This window comes from Pseudomonas sp. B21-009 (genome assembly GCF_024749345.1).
GTDB lineage: Bacteria > Pseudomonadota > Gammaproteobacteria > Pseudomonadales > Pseudomonadaceae > Aquipseudomonas.
The window spans coordinates 1,449,482-1,471,452 of the sequence record NZ_CP087199.1 but is presented as its reverse complement, the minus strand read 5'-3'; the positions used below and the strand labels follow the sequence as shown (position 1 = coordinate 1,471,452).

At 63.4% G+C, this 21,971-nt stretch carries 25 protein-coding genes; 12 read left to right on the top strand and 13 right to left on the bottom strand.

Annotated elements, in window-relative coordinates:
* Window positions 1-419: 419 nt before the first annotated feature.
* On the top strand, window positions 420-1,649 hold the full coding sequence (locus LOY34_RS06765; protein WP_195885895.1) for a hypothetical protein: 1,230 nt from the start codon (window positions 420-422) through the stop codon (window positions 1,647-1,649).
* A 39-nt stretch (window positions 1,650-1,688) separates the two neighbouring features.
* Here LOY34_RS06765 and LOY34_RS06760 read toward each other — a convergent pair whose 3' ends face one another.
* A complete protein-coding gene (locus LOY34_RS06760) occupies window positions 1,689-2,579 on the bottom strand; it encodes a DMT family transporter (RefSeq protein WP_195885894.1) in 891 nt (296 codons plus the stop codon).
* Between the two features lie 176 nt (window positions 2,580-2,755).
* On the opposite strand from LOY34_RS06760, the gene LOY34_RS06755 reads away from it, so the two are divergent.
* Window positions 2,756-2,881 (top strand): hypothetical protein, encoded by a 126-nt coding sequence (locus LOY34_RS06755; protein WP_258664425.1) that lies wholly within the window; start codon window positions 2,756-2,758, stop codon window positions 2,879-2,881.
* 101 nt (window positions 2,882-2,982) lie between these two features.
* Here LOY34_RS06755 and LOY34_RS06750 read toward each other — a convergent pair whose 3' ends face one another.
* Complete coding sequence (locus tag LOY34_RS06750) at window positions 2,983-3,918, bottom strand: aspartyl/asparaginyl beta-hydroxylase domain-containing protein (protein WP_258664421.1); 936 nt, start codon at window positions 3,916-3,918, stop codon at window positions 2,983-2,985.
* 161 nt (window positions 3,919-4,079) lie between these two features.
* Entirely contained in the window at window positions 4,080-5,054 is a 975-nt protein-coding gene (gene cysK, locus LOY34_RS06745; protein ID WP_045193464.1) for a cysteine synthase A, read from the bottom strand.
* A 131-nt stretch (window positions 5,055-5,185) separates the two neighbouring features.
* On the opposite strand from cysK, the gene LOY34_RS06740 reads away from it, so the two are divergent.
* The 3 genes from LOY34_RS06740 (at window position 5,186) to LOY34_RS06730 (ending at window position 8,438) form a co-directional block, all read left to right on the top strand.
* The gene (locus LOY34_RS06740; RefSeq protein WP_195885893.1) at window positions 5,186-6,259 is read left to right on the top strand and encodes a DUF748 domain-containing protein; all 1,074 of its coding nucleotides are present in this window, start codon (window positions 5,186-5,188) and stop codon (window positions 6,257-6,259) included.
* 138 nt (window positions 6,260-6,397) lie between these two features.
* Entirely contained in the window at window positions 6,398-7,243 is an 846-nt protein-coding gene (locus tag LOY34_RS06735; RefSeq protein WP_093386178.1) for a MoxR family ATPase, read from the top strand.
* A gap of 16 nt (window positions 7,244-7,259) precedes the next feature.
* Window positions 7,260-8,438, top strand: a complete 1,179-nt coding sequence (locus LOY34_RS06730) for a VWA domain-containing protein (protein WP_258664417.1) — start codon at window positions 7,260-7,262, stop codon at window positions 8,436-8,438.
* Between the two features lie 65 nt (window positions 8,439-8,503).
* On the opposite strand, the gene LOY34_RS06725 is transcribed toward LOY34_RS06730, so the two are convergent.
* The 4 genes from LOY34_RS06725 to LOY34_RS06710 are packed head-to-tail and all read right to left on the bottom strand — an operon-like array spanning window position 8,504 to window position 12,186.
* On the bottom strand, window positions 8,504-9,424 hold the full coding sequence (locus tag LOY34_RS06725) for a biotin-dependent carboxyltransferase family protein (protein ID WP_258664414.1): 921 nt from the start codon (window positions 9,422-9,424) through the stop codon (window positions 8,504-8,506).
* Complete coding sequence (gene pxpB, locus LOY34_RS06720; protein WP_195885890.1) at window positions 9,421-10,125, bottom strand: 5-oxoprolinase subunit PxpB; 705 nt, start codon at window positions 10,123-10,125, stop codon at window positions 9,421-9,423. Before pxpB ends, LOY34_RS06725 begins: the two co-directional genes overlap by 4 nt.
* Complete coding sequence (locus LOY34_RS06715; RefSeq protein WP_082075365.1) at window positions 10,122-10,874, bottom strand: 5-oxoprolinase subunit PxpA; 753 nt, start codon at window positions 10,872-10,874, stop codon at window positions 10,122-10,124. Before LOY34_RS06715 ends, pxpB begins: the two co-directional genes overlap by 4 nt.
* Window positions 10,875-10,899: 25 nt before the next feature.
* On the bottom strand, window positions 10,900-12,186 hold the full coding sequence (locus tag LOY34_RS06710) for an MFS transporter (protein ID WP_258664411.1): 1,287 nt from the start codon (window positions 12,184-12,186) through the stop codon (window positions 10,900-10,902).
* Window positions 12,187-12,328: 142 nt separating this feature from the next.
* Between LOY34_RS06710 and LOY34_RS06705 the strand changes: the two genes are divergently transcribed.
* Window positions 12,329-13,240: a LysR family transcriptional regulator gene (locus LOY34_RS06705; protein ID WP_195885888.1), complete on the top strand. Its 912-nt coding sequence runs from the start codon at window positions 12,329-12,331 to the stop codon at window positions 13,238-13,240.
* Here LOY34_RS06705 and LOY34_RS06700 read toward each other — a convergent pair.
* The 3 genes from LOY34_RS06700 to LOY34_RS06690 are packed head-to-tail and all read right to left on the bottom strand — an operon-like array spanning window position 13,237 to window position 15,059.
* Window positions 13,237-13,758, bottom strand: a complete 522-nt coding sequence (locus tag LOY34_RS06700) for a DUF2937 family protein (RefSeq protein ID WP_045193473.1) — start codon at window positions 13,756-13,758, stop codon at window positions 13,237-13,239. The two genes, LOY34_RS06705 and LOY34_RS06700, sit on opposite strands and share 4 nt — an antisense overlap.
* Before the next feature lie 10 nt (window positions 13,759-13,768).
* A complete protein-coding gene (locus LOY34_RS06695; protein ID WP_045193474.1) occupies window positions 13,769-14,545 on the bottom strand; it encodes a class II glutamine amidotransferase in 777 nt (258 codons plus the stop codon).
* Window positions 14,546-14,567: 22 nt separating this feature from the next.
* Window positions 14,568-15,059, bottom strand: coding sequence for an MFS transporter (locus tag LOY34_RS06690; RefSeq protein WP_195885887.1), 492 nt, complete (start codon window positions 15,057-15,059; stop codon window positions 14,568-14,570).
* Window positions 15,060-15,143: 84 nt separating this feature from the next.
* Between LOY34_RS06690 and LOY34_RS06685 the strand changes: the two genes are divergently transcribed.
* Together LOY34_RS06685 and LOY34_RS06680 are read left to right on the top strand one after the other, a co-directional pair.
* Window positions 15,144-17,195 (top strand): S9 family peptidase, encoded by a 2,052-nt coding sequence (locus LOY34_RS06685; protein ID WP_093386205.1) that lies wholly within the window; start codon window positions 15,144-15,146, stop codon window positions 17,193-17,195.
* Window positions 17,196-17,290: 95 nt separating this feature from the next.
* Window positions 17,291-17,764 carry a cyclic nucleotide-binding domain-containing protein gene (locus LOY34_RS06680; RefSeq protein ID WP_045193477.1) on the top strand — a complete coding sequence of 158 codons (474 nt, stop codon included), beginning with the start codon at window positions 17,291-17,293 and terminating at the stop codon, window positions 17,762-17,764.
* Here LOY34_RS06680 and LOY34_RS06675 read toward each other — a convergent pair.
* Window positions 17,761-18,033 (bottom strand): hypothetical protein, encoded by a 273-nt coding sequence (locus LOY34_RS06675; RefSeq protein WP_195885886.1) that lies wholly within the window; start codon window positions 18,031-18,033, stop codon window positions 17,761-17,763. The genes LOY34_RS06680 and LOY34_RS06675 overlap by 4 nt on opposite strands.
* A gap of 126 nt (window positions 18,034-18,159) precedes the next feature.
* Between LOY34_RS06675 and LOY34_RS06670 the strand changes: the two genes are divergently transcribed.
* The 3 genes from LOY34_RS06670 to LOY34_RS06660 all read left to right on the top strand — a co-directional run bounded on the left by LOY34_RS06670 (window position 18,160) and on the right by LOY34_RS06660 (window position 19,495).
* Entirely contained in the window at window positions 18,160-18,531 is a 372-nt protein-coding gene (locus LOY34_RS06670) for a YajD family HNH nuclease (protein WP_038996595.1), read from the top strand.
* A gap of 61 nt (window positions 18,532-18,592) precedes the next feature.
* Window positions 18,593-19,063, top strand: coding sequence for an RNA methyltransferase (locus tag LOY34_RS06665; protein WP_093386219.1), 471 nt, complete (start codon window positions 18,593-18,595; stop codon window positions 19,061-19,063).
* Window positions 19,064-19,129: 66 nt separating this feature from the next.
* Complete coding sequence (locus tag LOY34_RS06660; protein WP_093386224.1) at window positions 19,130-19,495, top strand: DUF2892 domain-containing protein; 366 nt, start codon at window positions 19,130-19,132, stop codon at window positions 19,493-19,495.
* Here LOY34_RS06660 and LOY34_RS06655 read toward each other — a convergent pair.
* Both LOY34_RS06655 and LOY34_RS06650 read right to left on the bottom strand, forming a co-directional pair.
* Window positions 19,492-20,706, bottom strand: a complete 1,215-nt coding sequence (locus tag LOY34_RS06655) for a hypothetical protein (RefSeq protein ID WP_195885962.1) — start codon at window positions 20,704-20,706, stop codon at window positions 19,492-19,494. The genes LOY34_RS06660 and LOY34_RS06655 overlap by 4 nt on opposite strands.
* Before the next feature lie 58 nt (window positions 20,707-20,764).
* Window positions 20,765-21,214 (bottom strand): YcgN family cysteine cluster protein, encoded by a 450-nt coding sequence (locus LOY34_RS06650; RefSeq protein ID WP_045193480.1) that lies wholly within the window; start codon window positions 21,212-21,214, stop codon window positions 20,765-20,767.
* A gap of 139 nt (window positions 21,215-21,353) precedes the next feature.
* Between LOY34_RS06650 and LOY34_RS06645 the strand changes: the two genes are divergently transcribed.
* Window positions 21,354-21,947 carry a nitroreductase family protein gene (locus LOY34_RS06645; RefSeq protein ID WP_045193482.1) on the top strand — a complete coding sequence of 198 codons (594 nt, stop codon included), beginning with the start codon at window positions 21,354-21,356 and terminating at the stop codon, window positions 21,945-21,947.
* Window positions 21,948-21,971: the final 24 nt, after the last annotated feature.

Sequence of the window (21,971 nt, the reverse complement as noted above, 5' to 3'; positions counted from 1 at the left end):
TTGGCCGGCACCGGGTGTGCCGGTTTTTTTTTTGCGCGGCTTTCGCAGGCCCCAGAACAGGCAATTACTTATTCATTGATAAAATACCCCACGCACTGTCAACGCGCGCTGTGCAGTTAAACCGCACTGCCATTGCCCACCCCTGTTACTTAAACACCACGCTGTTTCACCCACGGCACGAATTAAGGCGTTTCAGATATAAATAATTGTTTTACATCATATTTATTAAAACAACAGTCACTCCTCAGCACTGGCACAGTTCCTGCTCTTTACCTCTCGAGTTCAAATAAAAACAACGTGCCACCTATAAAACAATAACAAACCTACCGATGCGCCACCGCTGACTTTCGCTTAACGCCTGATTCCAGGCGGCGGACAGCTGTTGCCAGAGAAACTGCTCAACCTTGCGGGGCATTGATATGAACAAGTACGTGATAAGCCTGGGTCTGATCCTTGGCAGCGCCACCAGTTTCGCTTCCGAGCCCGGCCCGGCGGCGCCGGACCAGCCGCCAGCGCTGAAAAAACCCTTCCCGCACATTGCCTGGCGCAGTGACGACGGCCAGAGTTCGCTGGATATTGGCGGCGCACTGCGGGTCAACTACCGCGATGAGCACTGGGACACCACCGAAAACAACGGGCGCTTTCTCTTCGACACTTTCCGCCTGGATGTCCAGGCCACCCACAAACAACTGTTCAGCGACATCGGCTACTGGTTCCAGGACGACGGCAAGCGCTCGATCGACCGCGGCTACGTCGGTTATCGCTTCAATGCCAATTCCAACCTGCAACTGGGCGCACCGTTCAAACCCTTTGGCCTTGAGCCCTACCCGCAGTTCGGCTGGAGTTACCACATCCCGTTTTTCATGGGCTATGGCGTCAGCGCCGGCAGCGGCCTGAAGTACAGCTACAAGGACAAGGACTGGGACCTGCAACTGGGCTACTTCCCGCGCATGCTGCCCAGCGGCATCCGCTACTCGCCAGAAGTTGGCCGTTACAGCGATCTTGACGACAACGCCGTGGCCTTCACCCAGTCACGCCAGGACAACGAGAAGCGCAACCAGGTCAACGCCCGGGTGGCCCGGACCTTCAGCGGTGACGGCTGGAAAACCGAAATCGGCGCCTCGCTGGCCGCAGCCGAGCTGTACAACGCCACCACCCGTGACGATGGCGACTACTGGGCCGGCGGCGTGCATGCGATCGTCAACGCCGGCAACTGGACGGTTACCAGCCAGGCGATTCGCTATGAATACGATCCGAAGAACCCCGACGGCGTCAGCAACGACTCGGTGCTGATGGGCGGCAACGGCCTGACCCCGGCCTACCTGATCGCCTCCAAGGCCACCATCGGCTCGATCAACGTCGGCTACGACATCTTCACCCCGGGCCTTGGCCAGTTGAAGAAGATCAAGGTCTACAACGACTACAGCCGCATGATGAAAGACAAAAGCGGCTGGGATGACTCGCAGATGTTTACCGTCGGCGCGCAGTTTTTGGCCATGCCGATTATGGCCTGGGTCGACTTCACCTGGGCGAAGAACGCCAACCCCTTTGGCGGCGCCGAGAACGGCACGGGCTGGACCAGCACCAACTCGGTCGGCAGCAACGACTGGTACTACCGCACCAACATCAACATCGGCTACTACTTCTGACAGCAAACCGCCCGGCGCGCTGCCGGGCGGTCCGTACGGTCAGTCAGCCTGCAGTTGCGCCTGCGTGGCTGCGGGCTTGCGGAACACGAACAGCAGGCCGATGACGATCAGCCCCATGCCCAACAGGCTGAGCGCCGCCAGGCGGTTGCCGAAGATCAGGTAGTCCATGACCGCCGTCACTGCGGGCACCAGGTAGAACAGGCTGGTGACATTGACCAGGTTGCCCTTGGCGATCAGCCGGTACAGCAGCAAGGTCGCCAGCAGCGACACCACCAGGCCCATCCACAATAACGCGCCGATGAAACTGTCGGTCAGTTCCACGTGCAGCGGCTGGAACGGCGCAAACACCGCGCACATCATCAGCCCGGCAATGTACTGCAACGGCAGGGTGCCCATGGGGTTGTTGGTGATGCGCTTTTGCATGATCGAACCGCAGGTCATGCTCATCAGCGCCAGCAAGGCAAACAGCATCCCGGCCAGCGACACGCCACCGAGGTTGATGCCCTGGTAAACCACCATGATCAAGCCGCTCAAGCCCAGGCCCAGGCCGAACAACCGGCTCCAGGAGCGCTGGCGCTCCATCAGCACCACGGTGAGGATCGGTTGCACGCCCATGACCGTGGCCATGACCCCGGGGGTAACGTGGGTGTTGAGCGCCAGCAGGTAGAAGATCTGGTAGGCGCCGAGCAGCACGCAACCGGTGGCCAGGGCTTGCAGCAGCGCCGGGCGGCTGCGCGGCCAGTGCAGTTTGAGCAACGGGCTGAGCAACAGCAGGCCGGCCAGTGCCAGGGCCGATCGCAGCAGCAGGAAGGCAAACGGGCTGGCGTGGGCCAGGCCGAGCTTGGAGACGATCGCCCCGCTACTCCAGAGCAGGACGAACAGGCTGGTAGTGGCCGCCGAGGCCATAGATTGTTTCGATAGAACAGACATGAATGCCACCTGTAATTCGGGCAGATAAGCCGAACGGCGCTACCCGCGAGGGGCAGCCAACCGTATTCAGTAGGGTGCAGGTGTGTGGGAGCGCAGCGATTGGCCGCTTAGCCCAGCACTACCACCGCTGGCGGTGCAACGATGCACACGACCACGCTACTGACAGGTGGTGGGTAGTGACTGATCATGGCCGGCTGCTGGCTCGCGCGCACAACGACAACCGCGTCAGGCGCGGTAGCGAATACGGTGGCTGGGCAGGAAGCTGGCATGAGCAGGTCTTCGGTGAGGTGAAGTGGGTCTGACTATAGACCAGCCTGTTTCAGGCTGGCAAGTCGGTGGTGAATGCAGATCCATTGTGGGAGCCGGCCTTGCCGGCGATGGGCCGCAAAGCGGCCCGAAACAATCAGAACAACCAGCGATACAGCAGGTAGGCAACCAGCACCGCCAGCACCGGACGCAACACCCGGTAGGCCTTGGGATTGGCACGCTTGAACTGCTTCACGCGGCTGCTGATGACATTGCTGAAGCGCTTGCTCCAGGCATAGGCCTGGTTGATCCCGCCAACGCGCTCGTCGTCGGTGTTCTGCGGCGCGGTGGCGCGGCCGAGGAAGGCACTGACCTTGCGGTTGATGCGGGTCATCAGCGGGCTGTTGAGCGGGCGCTCGACGTCGCAGAAGAGGATCACCCGGGTGGTCTCGGTTTCGTTCTTGACCCAGTGCACGTAGGTCTCGTCGAACATCACGTCTTGACCGTCGCGCCAGGCGTACACCTGGCCATCGACGTAGATCCGGCAGTCGTCGGAGTTGGGCGTCGACAGGCCCAGGTGATAGCGCAGGGAACCGGCGAACGGGTCGCGGTGCGGGTTCAGATGGCTGCCACCGGGCAGCAGGGCGAACATCGCGCCCTTGACGTTGGGGATGCTGTTGACCAGCGCGACGGTCTTCGGGCACAGCGCCTCGGCCGAAGGCAGCGGCTTGTCGTACCACTTCAGGTAAAAACGCTTCCAGCCCTTCTTGAAGAACGAACCGAAGCCGGCGTCGTTGTCTTTCTCGGCGGCGCGGATGTAACCCTCGTCGAACAGGTGCATGGCCTCTTCGCGGATCACTTCCCAGTTGTCCTTGAGCACGTCGAGCTCGGGGAAACGGCTGCGGTCCAGGTACGGCTTGGACGGCACACCGGAAAACAGGTACATCAGGGCGTTATAAGGGGCGAACAGCGCCGAATGGTTGACGAACTGGCGCAACATTGGCAAACGCGCCTTGCCGCGCAGGTGCACATACAGTGTGCTGCCGAAGAACAGCAGCAGTACACCTGCCTTGGCGACAAAGGAAAAGGTCATGCAACACTCCTTGGAATTTCGATCAGGCCATCGCTGCCGGATTAATCGAACATATTAACCGATCCAGCCCTGCTGAAAACCTGCAGGGCCGGGATTCAGTGTTAAGGATTGTGCAACAAACAGCGGCGCCGGTTATTGCCCGGGATCAGCGCTGCGGCGACTTACTGCTGGTTTTCCTGCTCGGTGAACAGGTCGGCAAACAGCATGCTCGACAGGTAGCGCTCGCCCGAGTCCGGCAGGATCACGACGATGGTCTTGCCCTGCATTTCCGGTTTTTCCGCCAGGCGCACCGCCGCGGCCATGGCCGCACCGGAGGAGATTCCGCAGAGGATGCCCTCCTCCTGCATCAGGCGCAGGGCCATGGCCTTGGACTCCTCGTCGCTGACCAGCTCGACCTGGTCGACCATCGACAGGTCAAGGTTCTTCGGCACGAAACCGGCGCCAATGCCCTGGATCTTGTGCGGGCTGGGCTTGATCTCTTCACCGGCACGGGCCTGGGTGATCACCGGCGAGCCGAGCGGCTCGACCGCCACCGACAGAATGGCCTTGCCCTGGGTCTGTTTGATATAGCGCGACACCCCGGTAATGGTGCCGCCGGTGCCGACGCCCGCCACCAGCACATCGACCGCGCCATCGGTGTCGTTCCAGATCTCCGGGCCGGTGGTCTTTTCATGGATCGCCGGGTTGGCCGGGTTCTCGAACTGGCCGGGCAAAAAGTACGCCGACGGGTCGCTGGCGACAATTTCGCTGGCCTTTTCGATCGCGCCTTTCATGCCCTTGGCCGGCTCCGTGAGCACAAGCTCGGCGCCCAGGGCCTTGAGCACCTTGCGCCGCTCGATGCTCATCGACGCCGGCATGGTCAGCAGCAGCTTGTAGCCACGGGCGGCAGCGACAAAGGCCAGGCCGATGCCGGTGTTGCCCGAGGTCGGCTCGACGATGGTCATGCCCGGCTTGAGTTTGCCGCTGCTTTCGGCGTCCCAGATCATGTTCGCGCCGATCCGGCACTTGACCGAATAACCGGGGTTGCGCCCCTCGATCTTGGCCAGCACGGTGACGCCGCGGGGGGCGATGCGGTTGATCTGCACCAGCGGCGTATTGCCGATGGAATGCGCGTTGTCAGCAAAGATACGGCTCATGGCGGGGGTCCTTTTATGCACCGGGCGGAAAACTTCAAGGGTAAGCCTGCAGCGCCAGTGCGTCCACAACCGGCGAACCCCTGAGGCTGACAGGGGTCAACCGATCACTACCTTGCCGGGAACCGCCGCCGATGAAACGCCGCTATCGCTGGCCCTTGTGGGGGCTGCTGGGTATCACATTGTTACTATTGGCCTTGCACCTGACCCTGCCGCTGCTGGTGCGCAACTACCTCAACGACAAGCTGGCCGACATGGGCGACTACCGCGGCCAGGTCACCGATGTCGACCTGGCGTTGTGGCGCGGCGCCTACAAGATCAACGGCCTGAACATCGTCAAGACCAGTGGCAAGGTGCCAGTGCCGCTGCTTGAAGCGCCCTTGATCGACCTCTCGATCAGCTGGCATTCGCTGTGGCACGACCAGGCGGTGGTCGCCGAGGTGACCTTCCTCAAGCCGCAGTTGAACTTCGTCGACGGCGCCAGCAAGCAGAGCTCACAGACCGGCCAGGGCACCGACTGGCGCCAGCAGCTGGAAAAACTGCTGCCGATCACCCTCAATGAAGTGCGCATCGAAGACGCCACCTTGAGCTTTCGCAATTTCAACTCCAGGCCGCCGGTCAACCTCAAGGCCACCCAACTCGATGCCAGCATCCGCAACCTGACCAACGTCGAAGACCGCAAGGGCCGCCGCGATGCCACCTTCGACGCCAAGGCCCGCCTGCTGGGCGATGCCAGTGTCGAAAGCAGCGCCACCTTCGACCCGTTCAGCGACTTCGACGACTTCAAATTCCGCCTGCGCGCCACCGGTATCGAACTGCGCCGGCTCAATGACTTCGCCAGCGCCTATGGCAAGTTCGACTTCAATGCCGGCCACGGCGACCTGGTGATCGAGGCGCAAGCGCAAAACGGCCGGCTCACCGGCTACATCAAACCGCTGCTGCGTGATGTCGATGTGTTCAACTGGCAGCAGGACGTTCAGAACCAGGACAAGGGCTTTTTCCGCTCGATCTGGGAAGCGCTGGTCGGCGGCAGCGAAACCGTACTGAAGAACCAGGGCAAGAACCAGTTCGCCACTCGCGTGGAACTCAGCGGCAGCGTGCATAAAAGCGATATCAGTGCCTTCGAGGCGTTTTTGCAGATATTGCGCAACGGCTTTGTCCAGGCCTTCAACGCCCGTTATGAGCAAACGCCGCCCAAGGCTGACTGAGTTACCGAGTGACGGTCCATTCAGAGACTGAATGGGCCGTCTGCGTTCCCACTCGCCCGGAGCCCGCGTTATAGTCGTGCATGACAATTTTTCCGCCAGGGGCCAAGTACCCCCGGCGCTACGTTAGAGGATCGGTTCATGAAGTTCGAAGGCACCAGCGCTTATGTCGCTACAGACGACCTGAAACTGGCGGTCAACGCGGCAATCACCCTGGAGCGACCATTGCTGGTCAAGGGCGAGCCGGGCACCGGCAAGACCATGCTCGCCGAACAGCTGGCCGAATCCTTTGGCGCCAAGCTGATCACCTGGCACATCAAGTCGACCACCAAGGCCCACCAGGGCCTCTACGAGTACGACGCGGTCAGCCGCCTGCGTGACTCGCAACTGGGCGTCGACAAGGTCCACGACGTGCGCAACTACCTGAAGAAAGGCAAGCTCTGGGAGGCCTTCGAGTCCGAAGAGCGGGTCATTCTGCTGATCGACGAAATCGACAAGGCCGACATCGAGTTCCCCAACGACCTGTTGCAGGAACTCGACAAAATGGAATTCTACGTTTACGAGACCGACGAGACGATCAAGGCCAAGCAGCGCCCGATCATCATCATTACCTCCAACAACGAAAAGGAACTGCCCGACGCCTTCTTGCGCCGCTGCTTCTTCCACTACATTGCCTTCCCTGACCGCAGCACCCTGCAGCAGATCGTCGATGTGCACTACCCGAACATCAAGAAGGACCTGGTCAGCGAAGCGCTGGACGTGTTCTTCGACGTGCGCAAAGTGCCGGGCCTGAAGAAAAAACCGTCGACCTCCGAGCTGGTCGACTGGCTCAAGCTGCTGATGGCCGACAACATCGGCGAAGCGGTGCTGCGCGAACGTGATCCGACCAAGGCCATCCCGCCGCTGGCCGGGGCCCTGGTCAAGAACGAACAGGACGTGCAGTTGCTCGAGCGCCTGGCCTTCATGAGCCGTCGCGGTAACCGCTGAGCCGGGAGCAATAGCCATGCTGCTCAATCTGTTCAATGAAATGCGCGCGGCCAAGGTGCCGGTGTCGGTACGCGAGCTGCTTGATTTGCTCAATGCCCTCAAGCAGCGCGTGACCTTTGCCGACATGGACGAGTTCTACTACTTGTCGCGGGCCATCCTGGTCAAGGACGAGCGTCATTTCGACAAGTTCGACCGGGCGTTCTCGGCCTATTTCAAGGGCCTTGAGAACCTCAACCAGCACCTGGAAGCCTTGATTCCCGAAGACTGGCTGCGCAAGGAGTTCGAACGCTCGCTGAGCGACGAGGAACGCGCGCAGATCCAGTCCCTGGGCGGCCTCGACAAGCTCATCGAAGAGTTCAAGAAGCGCCTCGAAGAGCAAAAGGAACGCCATGCCGGCGGCAACAAGTGGATCGGCACCGGCGGCACCAGCCCGTTCGGCTCGGGCGGTTTCAACCCCGAGGGCATCCGCGTCGGCGATGCCGGCAAGCGCCAGGGCAAGGCGGTCAAGGTCTGGGACCAGCGCGAGTACAAGAACCTCGACGACCATGTCGAACTGGGCACGCGCAACATCAAGCTGGCCCTGCGCCGGCTGCGCAAGTTCGCCCGCCAGGGCGCGGCCGAAGAGCTGGATATCGACGGCACCATCGACCACACCGCCCGCGATGCCGGCCTGCTCAACATCCAGATGCGCCCGGAGCGGCGCAACAGCGTCAAGTTGCTGCTGCTGTTCGACATCGGCGGCTCGATGGATGCCCACGTGAAGATCTGCGAAGAGCTGTTCTCGGCCTGCAAGACTGAGTTCAAGCACCTGGAGTACTACTACTTCCACAACTTCGTCTACGAGTCGGTGTGGAAGAACAACCTGCGCCGCACCTCCGAGCGCACCTCGACCCTGGATTTGCTGCACAAGTACGGCGCCGACTACAAGGTGGTGTTCGTCGGTGACGCGGCCATGGCGCCCTACGAGATCACCCAGCCCGGCGGCAGCGTCGAGCACTGGAACGAGGAAGCCGGCTACGTGTGGATGCAGCGCTTCATGGAGAAGTACAAGAAGCTCATCTGGATCAACCCCTACCCCAAGGACACCTGGGGCTACACGGCGTCGACCAACATCGTGCGCGAGCTGGTCGAAGACCGGATGTTCCCGCTGACCTTGCGTGGGCTGGAGGAAGGGATGCGGTTTTTGTCCAAGTAGAGCATCGCGGGTCAAGCCCGCTCCTACCCCCTGTAGGAGCGGGCTTGACCCGCGATGAGGCCCGCTCAGCCAACAAACCTTTCAAGAAACGCCCGCTGCTCAAGCCACGCCATCTCCTGCACCACCGGCCGAAAGCGCACCACCCTCCCCGGCAGCATCTGCGCCAGCCGTGCCAACGCCAACGGCGTCAACGCCCCCAACCGTGGGTAGCCACCAATGGTCTGGCGGTCATTGAGCAGCACGATCGGCTGGCCATCCGGTGGCACCTGCACCGCGCCCAACGCAATCCCCTCGGAAATCATCGCCGGCCCCTGGTAGTGCAACACCGGCCCGAGCAAGCGCATGCCCATGCGATCAGCGCGGCTGTCGAGGGTCCAGTCGCGGTTGAACGCTTCAAACAGGCTTGTGCCGCTAAAATCGCCGATCTGCGCGCCGAGCAACAGATCAAGCGGCGACCTGTCGGTAAAGTCCGGCCACAACGCCTCCGGCACTTCTTTGAGCGCCGCTGCCGCATCGTCATATTCCAGCTGTTGGCCCTTGGCCAGCGGCGAACCCAGGCCATCCAGCCCGCCCAGTTCCTCGCGCACCACACTGGCACAACTGCCCAGTACCTGCGGCGCCTTGAAGCCTCCCGGCGCGGCGATGTAGGCACGGGCGCCATGCAGCGGCGCATTCAGGCGCAAGCGCTGGCCCTTGTTCATACTGAAGCTGCGCCAGGGCTTGAGCGGCTGGCCGTCGAGCCGAGCGTCGAGGTCGGCGCCTGCCAGGGCCAGGCAACAGTCCTGCTCGGCAATCAGGCTGAAACCACCGAGGGTGACCTCGACCACCGCGGCCTCGGGCGCATTGCCCAGCAGCCAGTTGGCCCAGCGCATCGACACCCAGTCCAGCGCCCCGCCCTGGGTCACGCCCAGGTGGCGCACGCCGAAGCGCCCGGCATCCTGCAACAGGCACAGCGGCGTGCTGGCCTCGATCGACAAGCGGCTCATGGCTGGGCCTCCAGCGGGCTATCGTCACCACCCAGGTTGATGAAGGTGGCGCGCTCAACCGCCACGAAGCGCACCCGGTCACCCGGCTGCAACAGGCTGTAGCCCTCGCGCTGACGGTCAAAAAGCTTGCTCGGGGTGCGCCCGATCAGGTTCCAGCCGCCAGGCGAGACTGCCGGATAGGCGGCGGTCTGGCGCTCGGCAATGCCCACGCTGCCGGCCGCCACGCGTTTGCGCGGGGTGGCCAGGCGCGGCGCGGCCAGAGCTTGTTCGACCAGGCCCATGAAGGCGAAGCCGGGGGCAAAGCCCAGGGCGAACACCTGGTACTCACGCTCGCTGTGGCGGCGAATGATGTCGGCCACCGATGTGTTGCAACGCTCGGCCAGCAGTTGCAGCTCCGGGCCGACACTCGGGTCATACCACACCGGAATCTCGTGCTGGCGGCCTGCGCTGCCAGGGTCCGGCTGCAAGTCGGTGAGCGCTTCACGAATACAGGCCTGGGCCTCGGCCGGCGACAGCTGGAGCAGGTCGAAATGCACCATCAGCGTGGTATAGGACGGCACCAGATCAACCAGGCGCTCGGCAAAGGCACTGCGCAGGAGCTGGCTGGCGGCGAGCAGCCAGGGCATGTTGCCTTCATCGATCTGGTCGAACAGGCGCACCATCAGGCAGTCGATGGCCACTACTTCAATACGGTAGTTCATGGCACCGCCTGGGCATCGAGGGCCTGGCGAATCTGCCGCACGGCGGCGATCGAGCTGTCGTTGTCGCCATGCACGCACAGGGTATCGGCCTGCAGCAGCAACGCGCTGCCATCGCTGGCGCTCAGCGCCTCGCCGCGGGCCAGGCGCAGGGCCTGCTCGACAATCATCGCCGGATCATGGTGCACCGCCCCCGGCAAGCGCCGCGACAGCAAGTGGCCGCTGGCGTCGTAGGCGCGGTCGGCAAAGGCTTCGAACCACAGGGTTACACCGTACTCATCGCCCAAGGCCTGGGCCGCGCTGTTGTCGGCGGTGGCCATCAGCATCAGCGGCAGTTGCCGGTCATAGGCGGCCACGGCTTCGAGCACGGCACGCAGCTTGAGCGGCTCGGCCATCATGTCGTTGTACAGCGCGCCGTGGGGTTTGACGTAGGCAACTCGGGTACCCTGGGTACGGCAAATGCCGTCCAGGGCGCCGATCTGGTAATGCAGCAGGTCGCGAATCTCTTCGGCGCTGCAGGCCATGGAGCGGCGGCCGAAGCCGGCCAGGTCCGGGTAGGCCGGATGGGCGCCGATGCGCACCTGGCTGGCCACGGCCAGGGCCACGGTCTTGCGCATGATCCCGGGGTCGCCGGCATGAAAACCGCAGGCAATGTTGGCGCAATCAACATAAGGCATGACCTGGGCATCCAGGCCCATGGTCCAGCTGCCAAAACTTTCACCCATATCGCAATTCAATAGCAGGCGGCTCACGACTGACACTCCTTCAGGCTTGGCCTCATTGGGCTTCCAGTTGTTTGCCGCGGGTTTCCGGCAGGCTCAGTGCTGCCAGAATTACCACTCCGTAGGACACTGCGGCAAATCCGCCGATGCCCAGGCCCAGGGGAATCTTCTGGCTCAGCAAGCCGATCAGCAGCGGGAAGAACGCCGCCAGCGCGCGGCCGATGTTGTAGCAAAAGCCCTGGCCCGAGCCGCGGATGCGGGTGGGGAAGAGTTCGGTGAGAAACGCGCCCATGCCGCTGAAGATCCCCGAGGCGAAGAAGCCCAGGGGGAAGCCCAGCCAGAGCATGACGCCGTCGCTGACCGGCATCTGGGTGTAGAGCAGGACAATGATGAACGAGCCGACCGCGAAGAGGATGAAGTTCTTTTTCCGGCCCAGCAGGTCGGTGAGGTAGGCGCTGATCACATAGCCGATGTAGGAGCCGAAGATCACCATCGCCAGGTAGCCGCCGGTACCCAGTACGCTCAAGCCGCGCTCGTTCTTGAGGAAGGTTGGCAGCCACGAGGTGATGGCGTAGTAGCCGCCCAGGGCGCCGGTGGTCAGCAGCGAGGCGCGGATCGTGGTGAAGAGCATGCCCGGGGCGAAGATTTCATAAAAATGCGACGGCGCTGCGGTCTTTTCCGCGGCCTTGGCCTGCTGGTAGATCTCCGGGTCCTTGACCAGGCGGCGAACGAAAATCACGAACACCGCTGGCACGATGCCCAGCAAAAACAGTGCGCGCCAGGCATCTTCCGGCGGCAACAGCGAAAACAGCACGGCATACAGAATCGCCGTCAGGCCCCAGCCGATGGCCCAGCCGGACTGCACCATGCCCACTGCCTTGCCACGGTCCTGGGCGCGGATCACTTCGCCGATCAGCACGGCGCCGGCGGTCCATTCGCCGCCAAAACCGAAGCCCATCAGGGTGCGGGCGATCAACAGCTGTTCGTAGTTCTGGGCAAAGCCGCAAAGAAAGGTGAAGAAGGCGAACCACAGCACCGTCAATTGCAGGGTGCGCACGCGGCCGATGCGGTCGGAAAGGATACCGGCGATCCAGCCGCCCAAGGCCGAGGCGATCAGGGTGCTGGTGTGAATCAACCCGGCCTCGGCGGTGCTGATGCCCCACAGGGCGATCAGGGTGGGGATGACGAAGCTGAGCATCTGCGTGTCCATGCCATCGAGGCCGTAGCCGATCTTGCAGCTCCAGAAGGTCCGGCGTTCCTGCTTGTTGATGTTGCGGTACCAGTCGAATGGCCCCGCCACTGACCTGGCTTTGACCTGTTGCTGCACGCCCGATGGGTTCATGGTTGCCTCAGCTTGTTGGTATTGTTTTAACGACGACAACATGTGTCGCGGCTTGAGGATCATTTTTCGACGCCCGCAGGTTGTCGTCCAACGAGAAAAACCAGCTGTCTGGCATAAGAAAAACTTGATCAGTGAGCGCGCCATGAACCTCAAATTCCTCGAAACCTTCGTCTGGGTCGCCCGCCTCAAGAGTTTTCGCCTGACCGCCGAAAAGCTCTTCACCACCCAGGCCTCGATCTCCAGCCGCATCGCCGCGCTTGAGGCCGATCTCGGGGTCAGGTTGCTGCTGCGCGACTCACGCGGCGTGAGCCTGACCCCGGAAGGCAGCAAGGTGCTCGAGTACGCCGAACAGATGCTCGACACCGCCAAGGCCCTCAAGCAATCGCTGGACAGAGACCGGGCCAAGGTCGGGCGCATTCGCATCGGCGTGATGGACACGGTAATCCACACCTGGATGAGCCCGCTGGTGGCGGAGTTGATGGAGCGCTACCCGCAGGTGGAAATCGAGTTGATCGCCGATACGGCGCTTAACTTGCGCGAACAACTGCAAAAAGGCTTTCTCGATGTAATCCTGCAAACCGACCTGTTGCGCCAGGAAAGCATCCGCAGCCTGGACCTGGCGCGCTACCCCATGGGCTGGATCGTCGCCAGCCAGTCAATCTACAACCGCGACTACGCCTCGCTGGCGGACCTGGCCCGCGAGCGCATCGTGACCTTTTCGAAAAATTCCCGCCCGCACCAGGAAGTGCTCAGCCTGCTGCAGGCCGAAGGGGTCGGCGCGCCACGGCTGAACTGCGTGAATTCGGTGGCGGCGATCACCCGGCTGTTGCGTGATGGTTTTGGTATTGGCGCCCTGCCACCGGCGCTGGTCAGCGAGGAACTGGCCCGTGGCGAGCTGATCCTGCTGCCGCTGGCCCGGCAGCCACCGAGCCTGGAGCTGGTGGTGGCCTGGCAGACCGGCGTCGAGCTGGTCGACGAGGTGGTGCAACTGTGCCGCAACGTGCTGGAGCGCTACGCCCGCGATGCCGGGCCGCAGCGCATCGTGCTGGTTTAGCGCCAGCTCTCCTGCACCGCCTTGCGCCGCCCGCCGAGGGCCACCCAGCCGAGCAACAGCAGCAGGCTTTCGACCACCAGCGCCAGCAGCAGCGCGCAGCTCAGGCCCCAGGCCAGGGCCTCGGGGTTAAGCAGAATCTGGTAGCGGTAACCGTTGAGGGTTTCTTCGCGCAGTTGCGGGTTGGCGGTAACCAGCACATGCCAGGTTTTCGCCAGCCACGGGCCCTGCACGATCTGCCATTCCTGCTCGAACTGGCGATTGCGGATCAACAGGCTCTCGATGCTGTTGGCATCGCTGGTGAACACCGGGTCGTCGCTGCTGCGGTAATGGCGCACCAAGGCTTGCAGGTCGCCGTTGAAGAAGCGCTTGGCGGTGTCTTCAAAACCCTTGAGGCCTTCGCGCGATTCAAGCAGGTGCGCCTCGACCCGCTGGCTGTAATCGACGATATAGCCCGGCACCTGCAGCCCGACCAGCAAACCGCAGGTAAACAACAGCAAGCGCAGGTAACTTCTGAACATGGGCTGATCCTTAGCTGGCCTGGCCTTCGGCGATGCATTCGCCACGGCGCCACAGGGCCCACTGGCCAGGTGCGTAGCGATGCCAGGTTTCGTTCTCGGTGAGGGCCTCGGTGGCGATCACCGTGACCACATCGTTAGGGGTGGTTTCGGCCTGGAAGTCGACGATCATGTCGACGTCCTTCAGCCGTGCCGGGCCAAACGGCGCTCGGCGAGTGATGTGCACCAGCTTGGTCGAGCAGAAGCAGAACAGCCAGTCGCCATCGCTGAACAGGCAGTTGAACACGCCCTTGCCACGGTATTCGGCGCAGGCCTCGACCAGCACCGGCAGCAATTGCTCGACCTCGACCGGTTCGGGGAAGGCTTCGCGCACGCGGTTGAGCAGGTCGCAAAACGCCGCTTCGCTGTCGGTGTCGCCAACCGGCCGATAGAAGGTCGCCTGGCCCTTGAACTCGCCGAGCTGGCCGTTGTGCGCAAAGCACCAGTTGCGCCCCCACAGCTCGCGCACGAACGGATGGGTGTTGGACAGGCAGACCTTGCCGACGTTGGCCTGACGAATGTGGCCGATCACCACCTCGCTCTTGATCGGGTAGCGCTGCACCAGGTTGGCGACTTCCGACTCGCAGCTCGCCGCCGGGTCCTGGAACAGGCGCAGGCCACGGCCTTCGTAGAAGGCGATGCCCCAGCCATCACGGTGCGGGCCGGTGCGCCCGCCGCGCTGCATCAGCCCGGTGAAGCTGAAAACGATGTCGGTCGGCACATTGGCGCTCATGCCCAGTAATTCACACATGCTTGGCTGCTCCGGGCAAAGGCTACAGGCGCGGCTCGACCCGCGTGCCACTGCCGCCCAGCGGCGCTGCAGGTGGCGGGTTACGGTAGCGGTCGCTGCGCTCGGCGGCGAACGGCTCATCGCTCACAGGCTCGTCCGCTTCACGTTGCGCGGCGGCTTGCGCCTGTTCGCGGCGGGCCCTGGCACGGCGCTCGAGCGGCCAGCGGATGAGCACGAACAGCGCATACAAGGCAAAGGCAATCATGCCGTACATGGCCAGGTCGGCTGCGGCGCGCAGGGCGTTGTTGCCGACCTTGAACAGGGTGTCGAGGGCGGCAATGGCGATGGCCGGGGCGAACTTTTCTTTCACCGGGTCGACAATGGTCGGGGTCAGCAGCAGCACCGCCATCAGCAGCCGCAGCGGTTCGCGCAACCAGCGCCACATCCATGAGGTCAGGCGAAAGCCCACCAGCAGGCATCCCAAGGCGGCAAGGGCGTAGAGGCCCCAGGCGAGCAGATAGTCGTTCTCGGTCATGGTGTCCGTGGCAAGCTAGGCAAATAGACGCTTATGATAAACACTTTTCCGCGCGCAGGCGCCCCCCAGCCAAGAGAACCCCGCATGTCCGCAGACGCCACCGCTCCGCGTGCCCCGATTGCCCGCAAGGCCGAAGGTGCCGATCCCTATGCCTGGCTGCAGCAGCGCGACACCCCCGAGGTGCTGGCGTACCTGAACGCCGAGAACGCCTATCAAGAGGCGCAGCTGGCCGCTCAGGCGCCGCTGCGCGAGCAACTGTTCGAAGAGATCAAGGCGCGCATCCTCGAGACCGACCTGTCGCTGCCCTCGCCCTGGGGCCCGTACCTGTACTACACGCGCACCACCGCCGGCGACGAATACGCCCGCCACTACCGCTGCCCGCGCCCGGCCGACGATTCCAACACGGTCGATGAAAGCCGCGAAGAGCTGCTGCTCGACCCCAATGAACTGGCCCAGGGCGGCTTTCTGTCCCTCGGTGCCTTCAGCATCAGCCCCGACCACCAGCGCCTGGCCTACAGCCTGGACACCACGGGCGACGAAATCTACACCCTGTACGTCAAGGAACTGGCCAGCGGCGCCATCGAGCAACTGCCGTTCGAGGACTGCGACGGCAGCATGACCTGGGCCAACGACAACCAGACGTTGTTCTTCGCCGAGCTGGACGACACCCATCGCCCGCACAAGCTGTTGCGCCATCGCCTGGGCAGCGGCAGCGTTGCACCCGTGTATGAAGAAACCGACGGTCGTTTCTTTCTGCACTGCTACCGCGCCAGCTCCGAGCGCCAGCTGATCCTGCTGCTCAACAGCAAGACCACCAGCGAAGCCTGGGTGCTCGACGCCGAACATCCCGAGCAGGCCTTCACCTGCCTGGCGCCGCGGGTCGAGGGCCACGAGTACTACCCTGACCACGGCCAGCTAGAAGGCCAGTGGCGCTGGTTCATCCGCAGCAACCAGGACGGCATCAACTTCGCCCTGTACCAGGCCCAAGCCGATAGCGTGCCGAGCCGCGAGCAATGGCAACTGCTGGTGGCCCACCGCGACACGGTGATGCTCGAAGGCCTGACCCTCAACGCCAGCGCCCTGACCCTGAGCCTGCGCGAAGGCGGCCTGCCGATCATCGAGGTGCGCCCGCAAGGCCTGCCGGCCTACCGCGTCGAGCTACCAGACGCTGCCTACAGCTTGTACGTGCAGGACAGCCTGGAGTTCGTCAGCCCGCGCATCCGCCTGCGTTACCAGTCGCTCAACCGCCCGGCCCAGGTACGCCAACTGGAGCTGGCCAGCGGCGCCCAGCAAGTGCTCAAGCAAACCCCGGTGCTCGGCCCGTTCGACCCGGATGCCTACGTCAGCCAGCGCCTGTGGGCCACTGCCGCCGACGGCACCCAGGTGCCGATCAGCCTGGTGCAGCGCCGCGCCGATGTCGGCAAGCCGGTGCCGCTGTACCTGTACGGTTATGGCGCCTATGGCGAAAGCCTCGACCCGTGGTTCTCCCACGCCCGCCTGAGCCTGCTCGAACGCGGCGTGGCCTTTGCCATCGCCCACGTGCGTGGCGGCGGCGAGCTGGGTGAAGCCTGGTACCGCGCCGGCAAGCAGGAGCACAAGCACAACACCTTCGGCGACTTCATAGCCTGCGCCGAACACCTGATCGCCCAGGGCGTTACCTGCGCCGGGCAACTGGCGATCAGCGGCGGCAGCGCCGGTGGCCTGCTGATCGGCGCAGTACTCAACCAGCGCCCGGAGCTGTTCAAGGCGGCGATTGCCGAAGTGCCGTTCGTCGACGTGCTCAATACCATGCTCGACCCGGAACTGCCGCTGACCGTCACCGAATACGACGAGTGGGGCAACCCCGAAGAACCCGAGGTGTACGAGCGGATCAAGGCCTACGCACCCTATGAAAACGTCCGCGCCCAGGCCTACCCTGCCCTGCTGGTGATCGCCGGTTACAACGACAGCCGCGTGCAGTACTGGGAAGCGGCCAAGTGGGTGGCGCGGCTGCGGGTGACCAAGACCGACGACAACCTGCTGCTGCTCAAGACCGAAATGGGCGCCGGCCACGGCGGCATGAGCGGGCGCTACCAGGGGCTGCGCGATGTGGCGCTGGAGTATGCGTTCGTATTTAACGTGCTGGGCGTGGTGTAAATCGGAAAATTTGTTGTCTGAGTCACCGCCCGCCCCTGTAGGAGCGGGCTTGACCCGCGATTATCAGACACCACAAAACTAAAAGAACGACGCAAATGCCTGAACCCACCCACCTCAACAACGAAATCCGCGACATGCTCATGGACTGCGGCCTGTTCGACCAGTTGCTGCCTGTCGACTTCCAGGCCGCCGCCGGCTATTTCAGCATCAGCAGCATGAGCGAAGGTGAAGAAATTTTCCGCGAAGGCGATGCCGGCACCTTCATGTGCATCATCCACCACGGCGTGGTGTCGGTACGCAAGACCGACGCCGAGCAGCGCCAGGTCGAAATCGCCACCCTGCGCAAGGGCCGTGCCTTCGGCGAAATGGCCGTGCTCGACGGTGAACGGCGCTCGGCCAGTTGCATTGCCGCCAGCGACTGCCAACTGCTCAACCTGGGCAAGGACTCGCTGGAAAAGATGCTCAACGACGCCCCGAAGATCGCCGCCAAGATCATCCGCGCCCTGGCCGTGGCCTTGTCGCGGCGCCTGCGCATGCAGGACGGTCAGCGTCTGGCGCAGCAGGTCTAGTCGCCCTTGCCTTTGCTGTTGTCCGGATTCAGGCCGGGCAACGGCTGGTCCTTGGGTGGAGCGGGCAGCGGCATCGGCGGCAGCAATGGCGAGCCCGGTCGCGCATCACCGGCCCGCGGCGGCGTACTTGGCGTCACCTGTGGATAGGGTGTTGGCGTGGCGGTGCCCGGCGCCCCCGGCACCGGCGTGGCCAACCGCGGTTGCAGCTCGGCGGCCACGGTGCTTTGCAGGCTGGCACAGATCAGTACGGCAATGATCGCGTTACGCATGCGCAGGCTCCTTGAGGGTCCTGGCTACAGGCTACTCCCACCGCGCACGGTTTGCCTGTCCGAATTGCCCGCCATCGGGCTAAACTTCAAGGCATAACCGTAACAAGCCCGAGAAAAGGTAATCCCATGAGTTCGTCATCCTCTGCCGCCGCCACTGCACGGCTAGACCGCATCCTCGCCGACGCCAAGCGCGACAAGGAAATGGGCTACCGTGACAAGGCCCTGCGCATGTACCCGCACGTGTGTGGCCGCTGCGCCCGCGAGTTCGCCGGCAAGCGCCTGAGCGAGCTGACCGTGCACCACCGTGACCACAACCACGACAACAACCCCCAGGACGGTTCCAACTGGGAGCTGCTGTGCCTGTACTGTCACGACAACGAGCACTCGCGCTATACCGACCAGCAGTACTTCAGCGAAGGCTCGACCAGCAGCCCGAGCATCGCCAAGGCCACCCACAATCCGTTTGCGGCCCTGGCCGGGATGCTGAAGAAGGACTGAAGCGCCCACAGTCGCCGGCAAGCCCGTATAATCGCGTCTTTTTTGCGAAGGGCCCCGGCACGTGGCGAACAAACGGTACAGCTGCATTGGTCTGTTCAACCCCAAGTCAGCAGAGAACGTCGGTTCGGTGATGCGCGCCGCGGGTTGCTACGGCGTCAACTCGGTGTTCTACACCGGCAAGCGCTATGAGCGCGCCCGCGACTTCGTCACCGACACCAAGCGGGTGCACTACGACATTCCGCTGATCGGTATCGACGACCTGCAGAAGATCATCCCCCTGGGCTGCACGCCGGTGGCGGTAGAGCTGGTCGACGGCGCCCGGGCGCTGCCCGAGTACACCCACCCGGACCGCGCGATCTATATCTTCGGCCCCGAAGACGGCTCCCTCGACCCGAGCGTGCGGGCCTGGTGTGAAGAGACCATCTACATCCCGACCAACGGTTGCATGAACCTTGCCGCCACCGTCAACGTGGTGCTCTACGACCGCCTGGCCAAGGGCCTGAACACCCGCTCCGGGCCGAAATTCAAGTAAGCCGACTGAACAGCCCGCCCCGCCCGGCGGTCTGCTATAGACCATCGTCCCTACTGGAGAATGACCATGACCGAGAAACAGACGCTTATCCCGGCCAATTCAGCGCATATGGCCAGCGATCAGAATGTCCACGGCTGGGAGCGCGCAGGTTCGGTTGCCACCGGGGTGATCATGGTCGGCAAGGGCCTGCGCCGTGGCGGCCTGTTCGGCTTGATTCAGGTGGCCATCGGCGGGGTTGCCCTGGCCCGTGGCATCACTGGCCACAGCTCGGTGAAAAGCCTGATCGAGCGCGGCCGCAGCGACCTGGACAACATCCGCAGCAAGATCGAACGCAGCGGCGCCGAGCTGCAAGCGCTCAAGGCCAACGCCGAAGCCGCTACCCGTGGCACCACGGTGACCGGCAACGACGCGCTCAATGACCCCAAGCCTTAACGCAGCAGCTTGCTCTGCAGCACCTCGGACGACTTGCCCAGCACGCTTTCGCTGAGCTGGATGAACTCGGCGGTGCTGACGCTGTTCAGGCGCATCATCGCCCGGGTGACATCGTCCAGGGAGCGCTGGTTGTGGGTGTGCAGGCGGATTTCCTGATCAAGTGCGCGCAACAGCAGCACGCCACGGGCGATCACCGCGCTGTCGACCTGCTCGCCGCGCAAGCTGCTGACCTTCTTGCCACTGCGTTCAAGGCTCGCCTGCAGGGCCTGGTAACGCTCATCGGTCATGCCGCCGGCGCGGCGCAGCAGTTCGCTGGCGTAGTACTCGGCCAGGCTTTCGCTGATCCAGTCGCTGGCCTCACGATCATTGATTTGCGCAAACACATGCACCAGCTCGCGCAGCACCGGGCTTGAGCCGTTCTCAGCGACCAACGGACGGCTGCTGTGCAGGTAGATGGAGTTGTGCCCGGCGCGAGCGCCGCGCCACAGTTCATCGCGGGCCCCCACCAGCAACAGCTTGGGCGGGTTGCGCGGGAACACTGCCTGCAGCTGTGGCCAGACGAAGGTCAGCAGGGTCAGGTTGTCCAGCCGGCGCATGCCCTGGCCTTGGGGTGCGGCGACACTGACTTCGGTTTCGCCCAGGCGCGCGCGGCGGGTGCCGACGGTGCCGGCGAGCATCCAGCCGGTCGGGCGGTCGAACAGGCGCGAAACGTTGTCGATGCGAAAACGCTGCTTGCCGATGCGCGGCCACGGCGTCTCGACGCTTTTCCAGCCCTTGGGCAGCTCGAAGCTCAGGCGTGCCACCAGTTCGGTGCCGTCGTGCTGGTCCAGGCGTGCCGGCGGCACCAGGTCATCGCCGCGAAACAGCGCCCAGTCCGGGGTCATGCGGGTTTCATAAGCGCCGCCCTTGAGCCGCTGGCTCAGGCGTACCTTGTAGGTGAGCTGGCTTTTGCCCGGCGCCGGTTGCCAGTGGCCACGCTGATCGTCGCCCTGCAGCTGCCACTGGCCGTCGGCCTTGAACTCGCTGTAGGCGCCGTCCTTGCCCAGGTCGAAGTCCAGGCTGCGCACGCTGGCGCCATCGGCCAGGGTCAGGCGCACTTCGGCCTGCTCGCTTTGTGGCAGCAAGCGCACGTGGTAATCCAGATCGACTTTTTTCGCCCAGGCCGGCGAACTGGCCAGCAGGCCCAGCACCAGCCACCCATGGCAACGCACACGCATACAGAAACTCCTTATTCCGCCAAACGCGCTGTCCGACAACCCTCTGCGAGGCTCAGCCGGCGCGGAAAATCAGATAGTCTTCCCAGTCGTCTTCATCGACGCTGTCTTCGCTGAGCATGCGCCCGGATTGTGAAATCCGTTGCTTGTGCACCTGCTCGCGGTCGCCACACACCAGGTGATGCCAGTCGGGCAGATCCTTGCCCTCGCTGACCAGGCGGTAACCGCAGGTGGTCGGCAGCCATTTGAACTGGTCGGCCTTGCCCGGCGTGAGCTGGATGCAGTCGGGTACGATCTGCATCCGCTGCGGGTAATCGCTGCACTGGCAGGTCTTGAGGTCCAGCAACTTGCAGGCGATACGCGTGTAATAGACGCTGTTGTCGTCTTCATCTTCAAGCTTTTGCAGGCAGCACAGGCCACAGCCGTCACACAGCGACTCCCACTCTTGCGGGTCGAGTTGCTCGAGGGTTTTACGCATCCAGAATGGATTGGCGTTGGCAGTCATGTCGCGGGTGTCCTGTTTCAATTCGTATGCGGCGGCGCCAGTCTAGGGCCTGTCACCGGCCATTGCCAGACCGCTTGTCAGCGCTCATATGACACAGTAGTTTGACCAGCGGTCACCTACCCAACTTCAGGAACTATTGATGAGTGCAAATCCTCGCGTTGCCGATCATGCCATCAACGAACAGTTCATCCAGCGCTGGTCGCCGCGCGCCTTCACCGCCGAGCCGATCGACCAGGCCACCCTGCTGAGCTTCCTTGAAGCCGCACGCTGGGCACCTTCGGCCTACAACTCGCAGCCCTGGCGCTTCCTCTATGCCCGCCGCGATACGCCGAACTGGGAACGCTTCCTTGGCCTGCTCAACGAGTTCAACCGCAGCTGGGCCCAGCACGCCTCGGCGCTGGTGATCATCATTTCCAAAACCAGCTTCACCGCGCCGGGCGCCAGCGAAGAAACCCCGGCCCTGTGGCACACCTTCGACACCGGCTCGGCCTGGGGACACCTGGCGTTGCAGGCGAGCCTGAGCGGCTGGCACACCCATGGCATGGCCGGTTTCGACCAGGAACTGACCCGCAAGGAGCTGAAGATCCCCGAAGGCTACGCCCTGCACGCGGCAGTGGCGATCGGCAAGCTGGGCGACAAGTCGACCCTGGCCGAAGGCTTGCAGGCGCGGGAAGTGCCGAGCCCGCGGCGGCCGTTGAGCGAGTTGGCGGCTGAGGGTGATTTCAGCCTTTGATGGGTTTCGCGGGTCAAGTCGAGA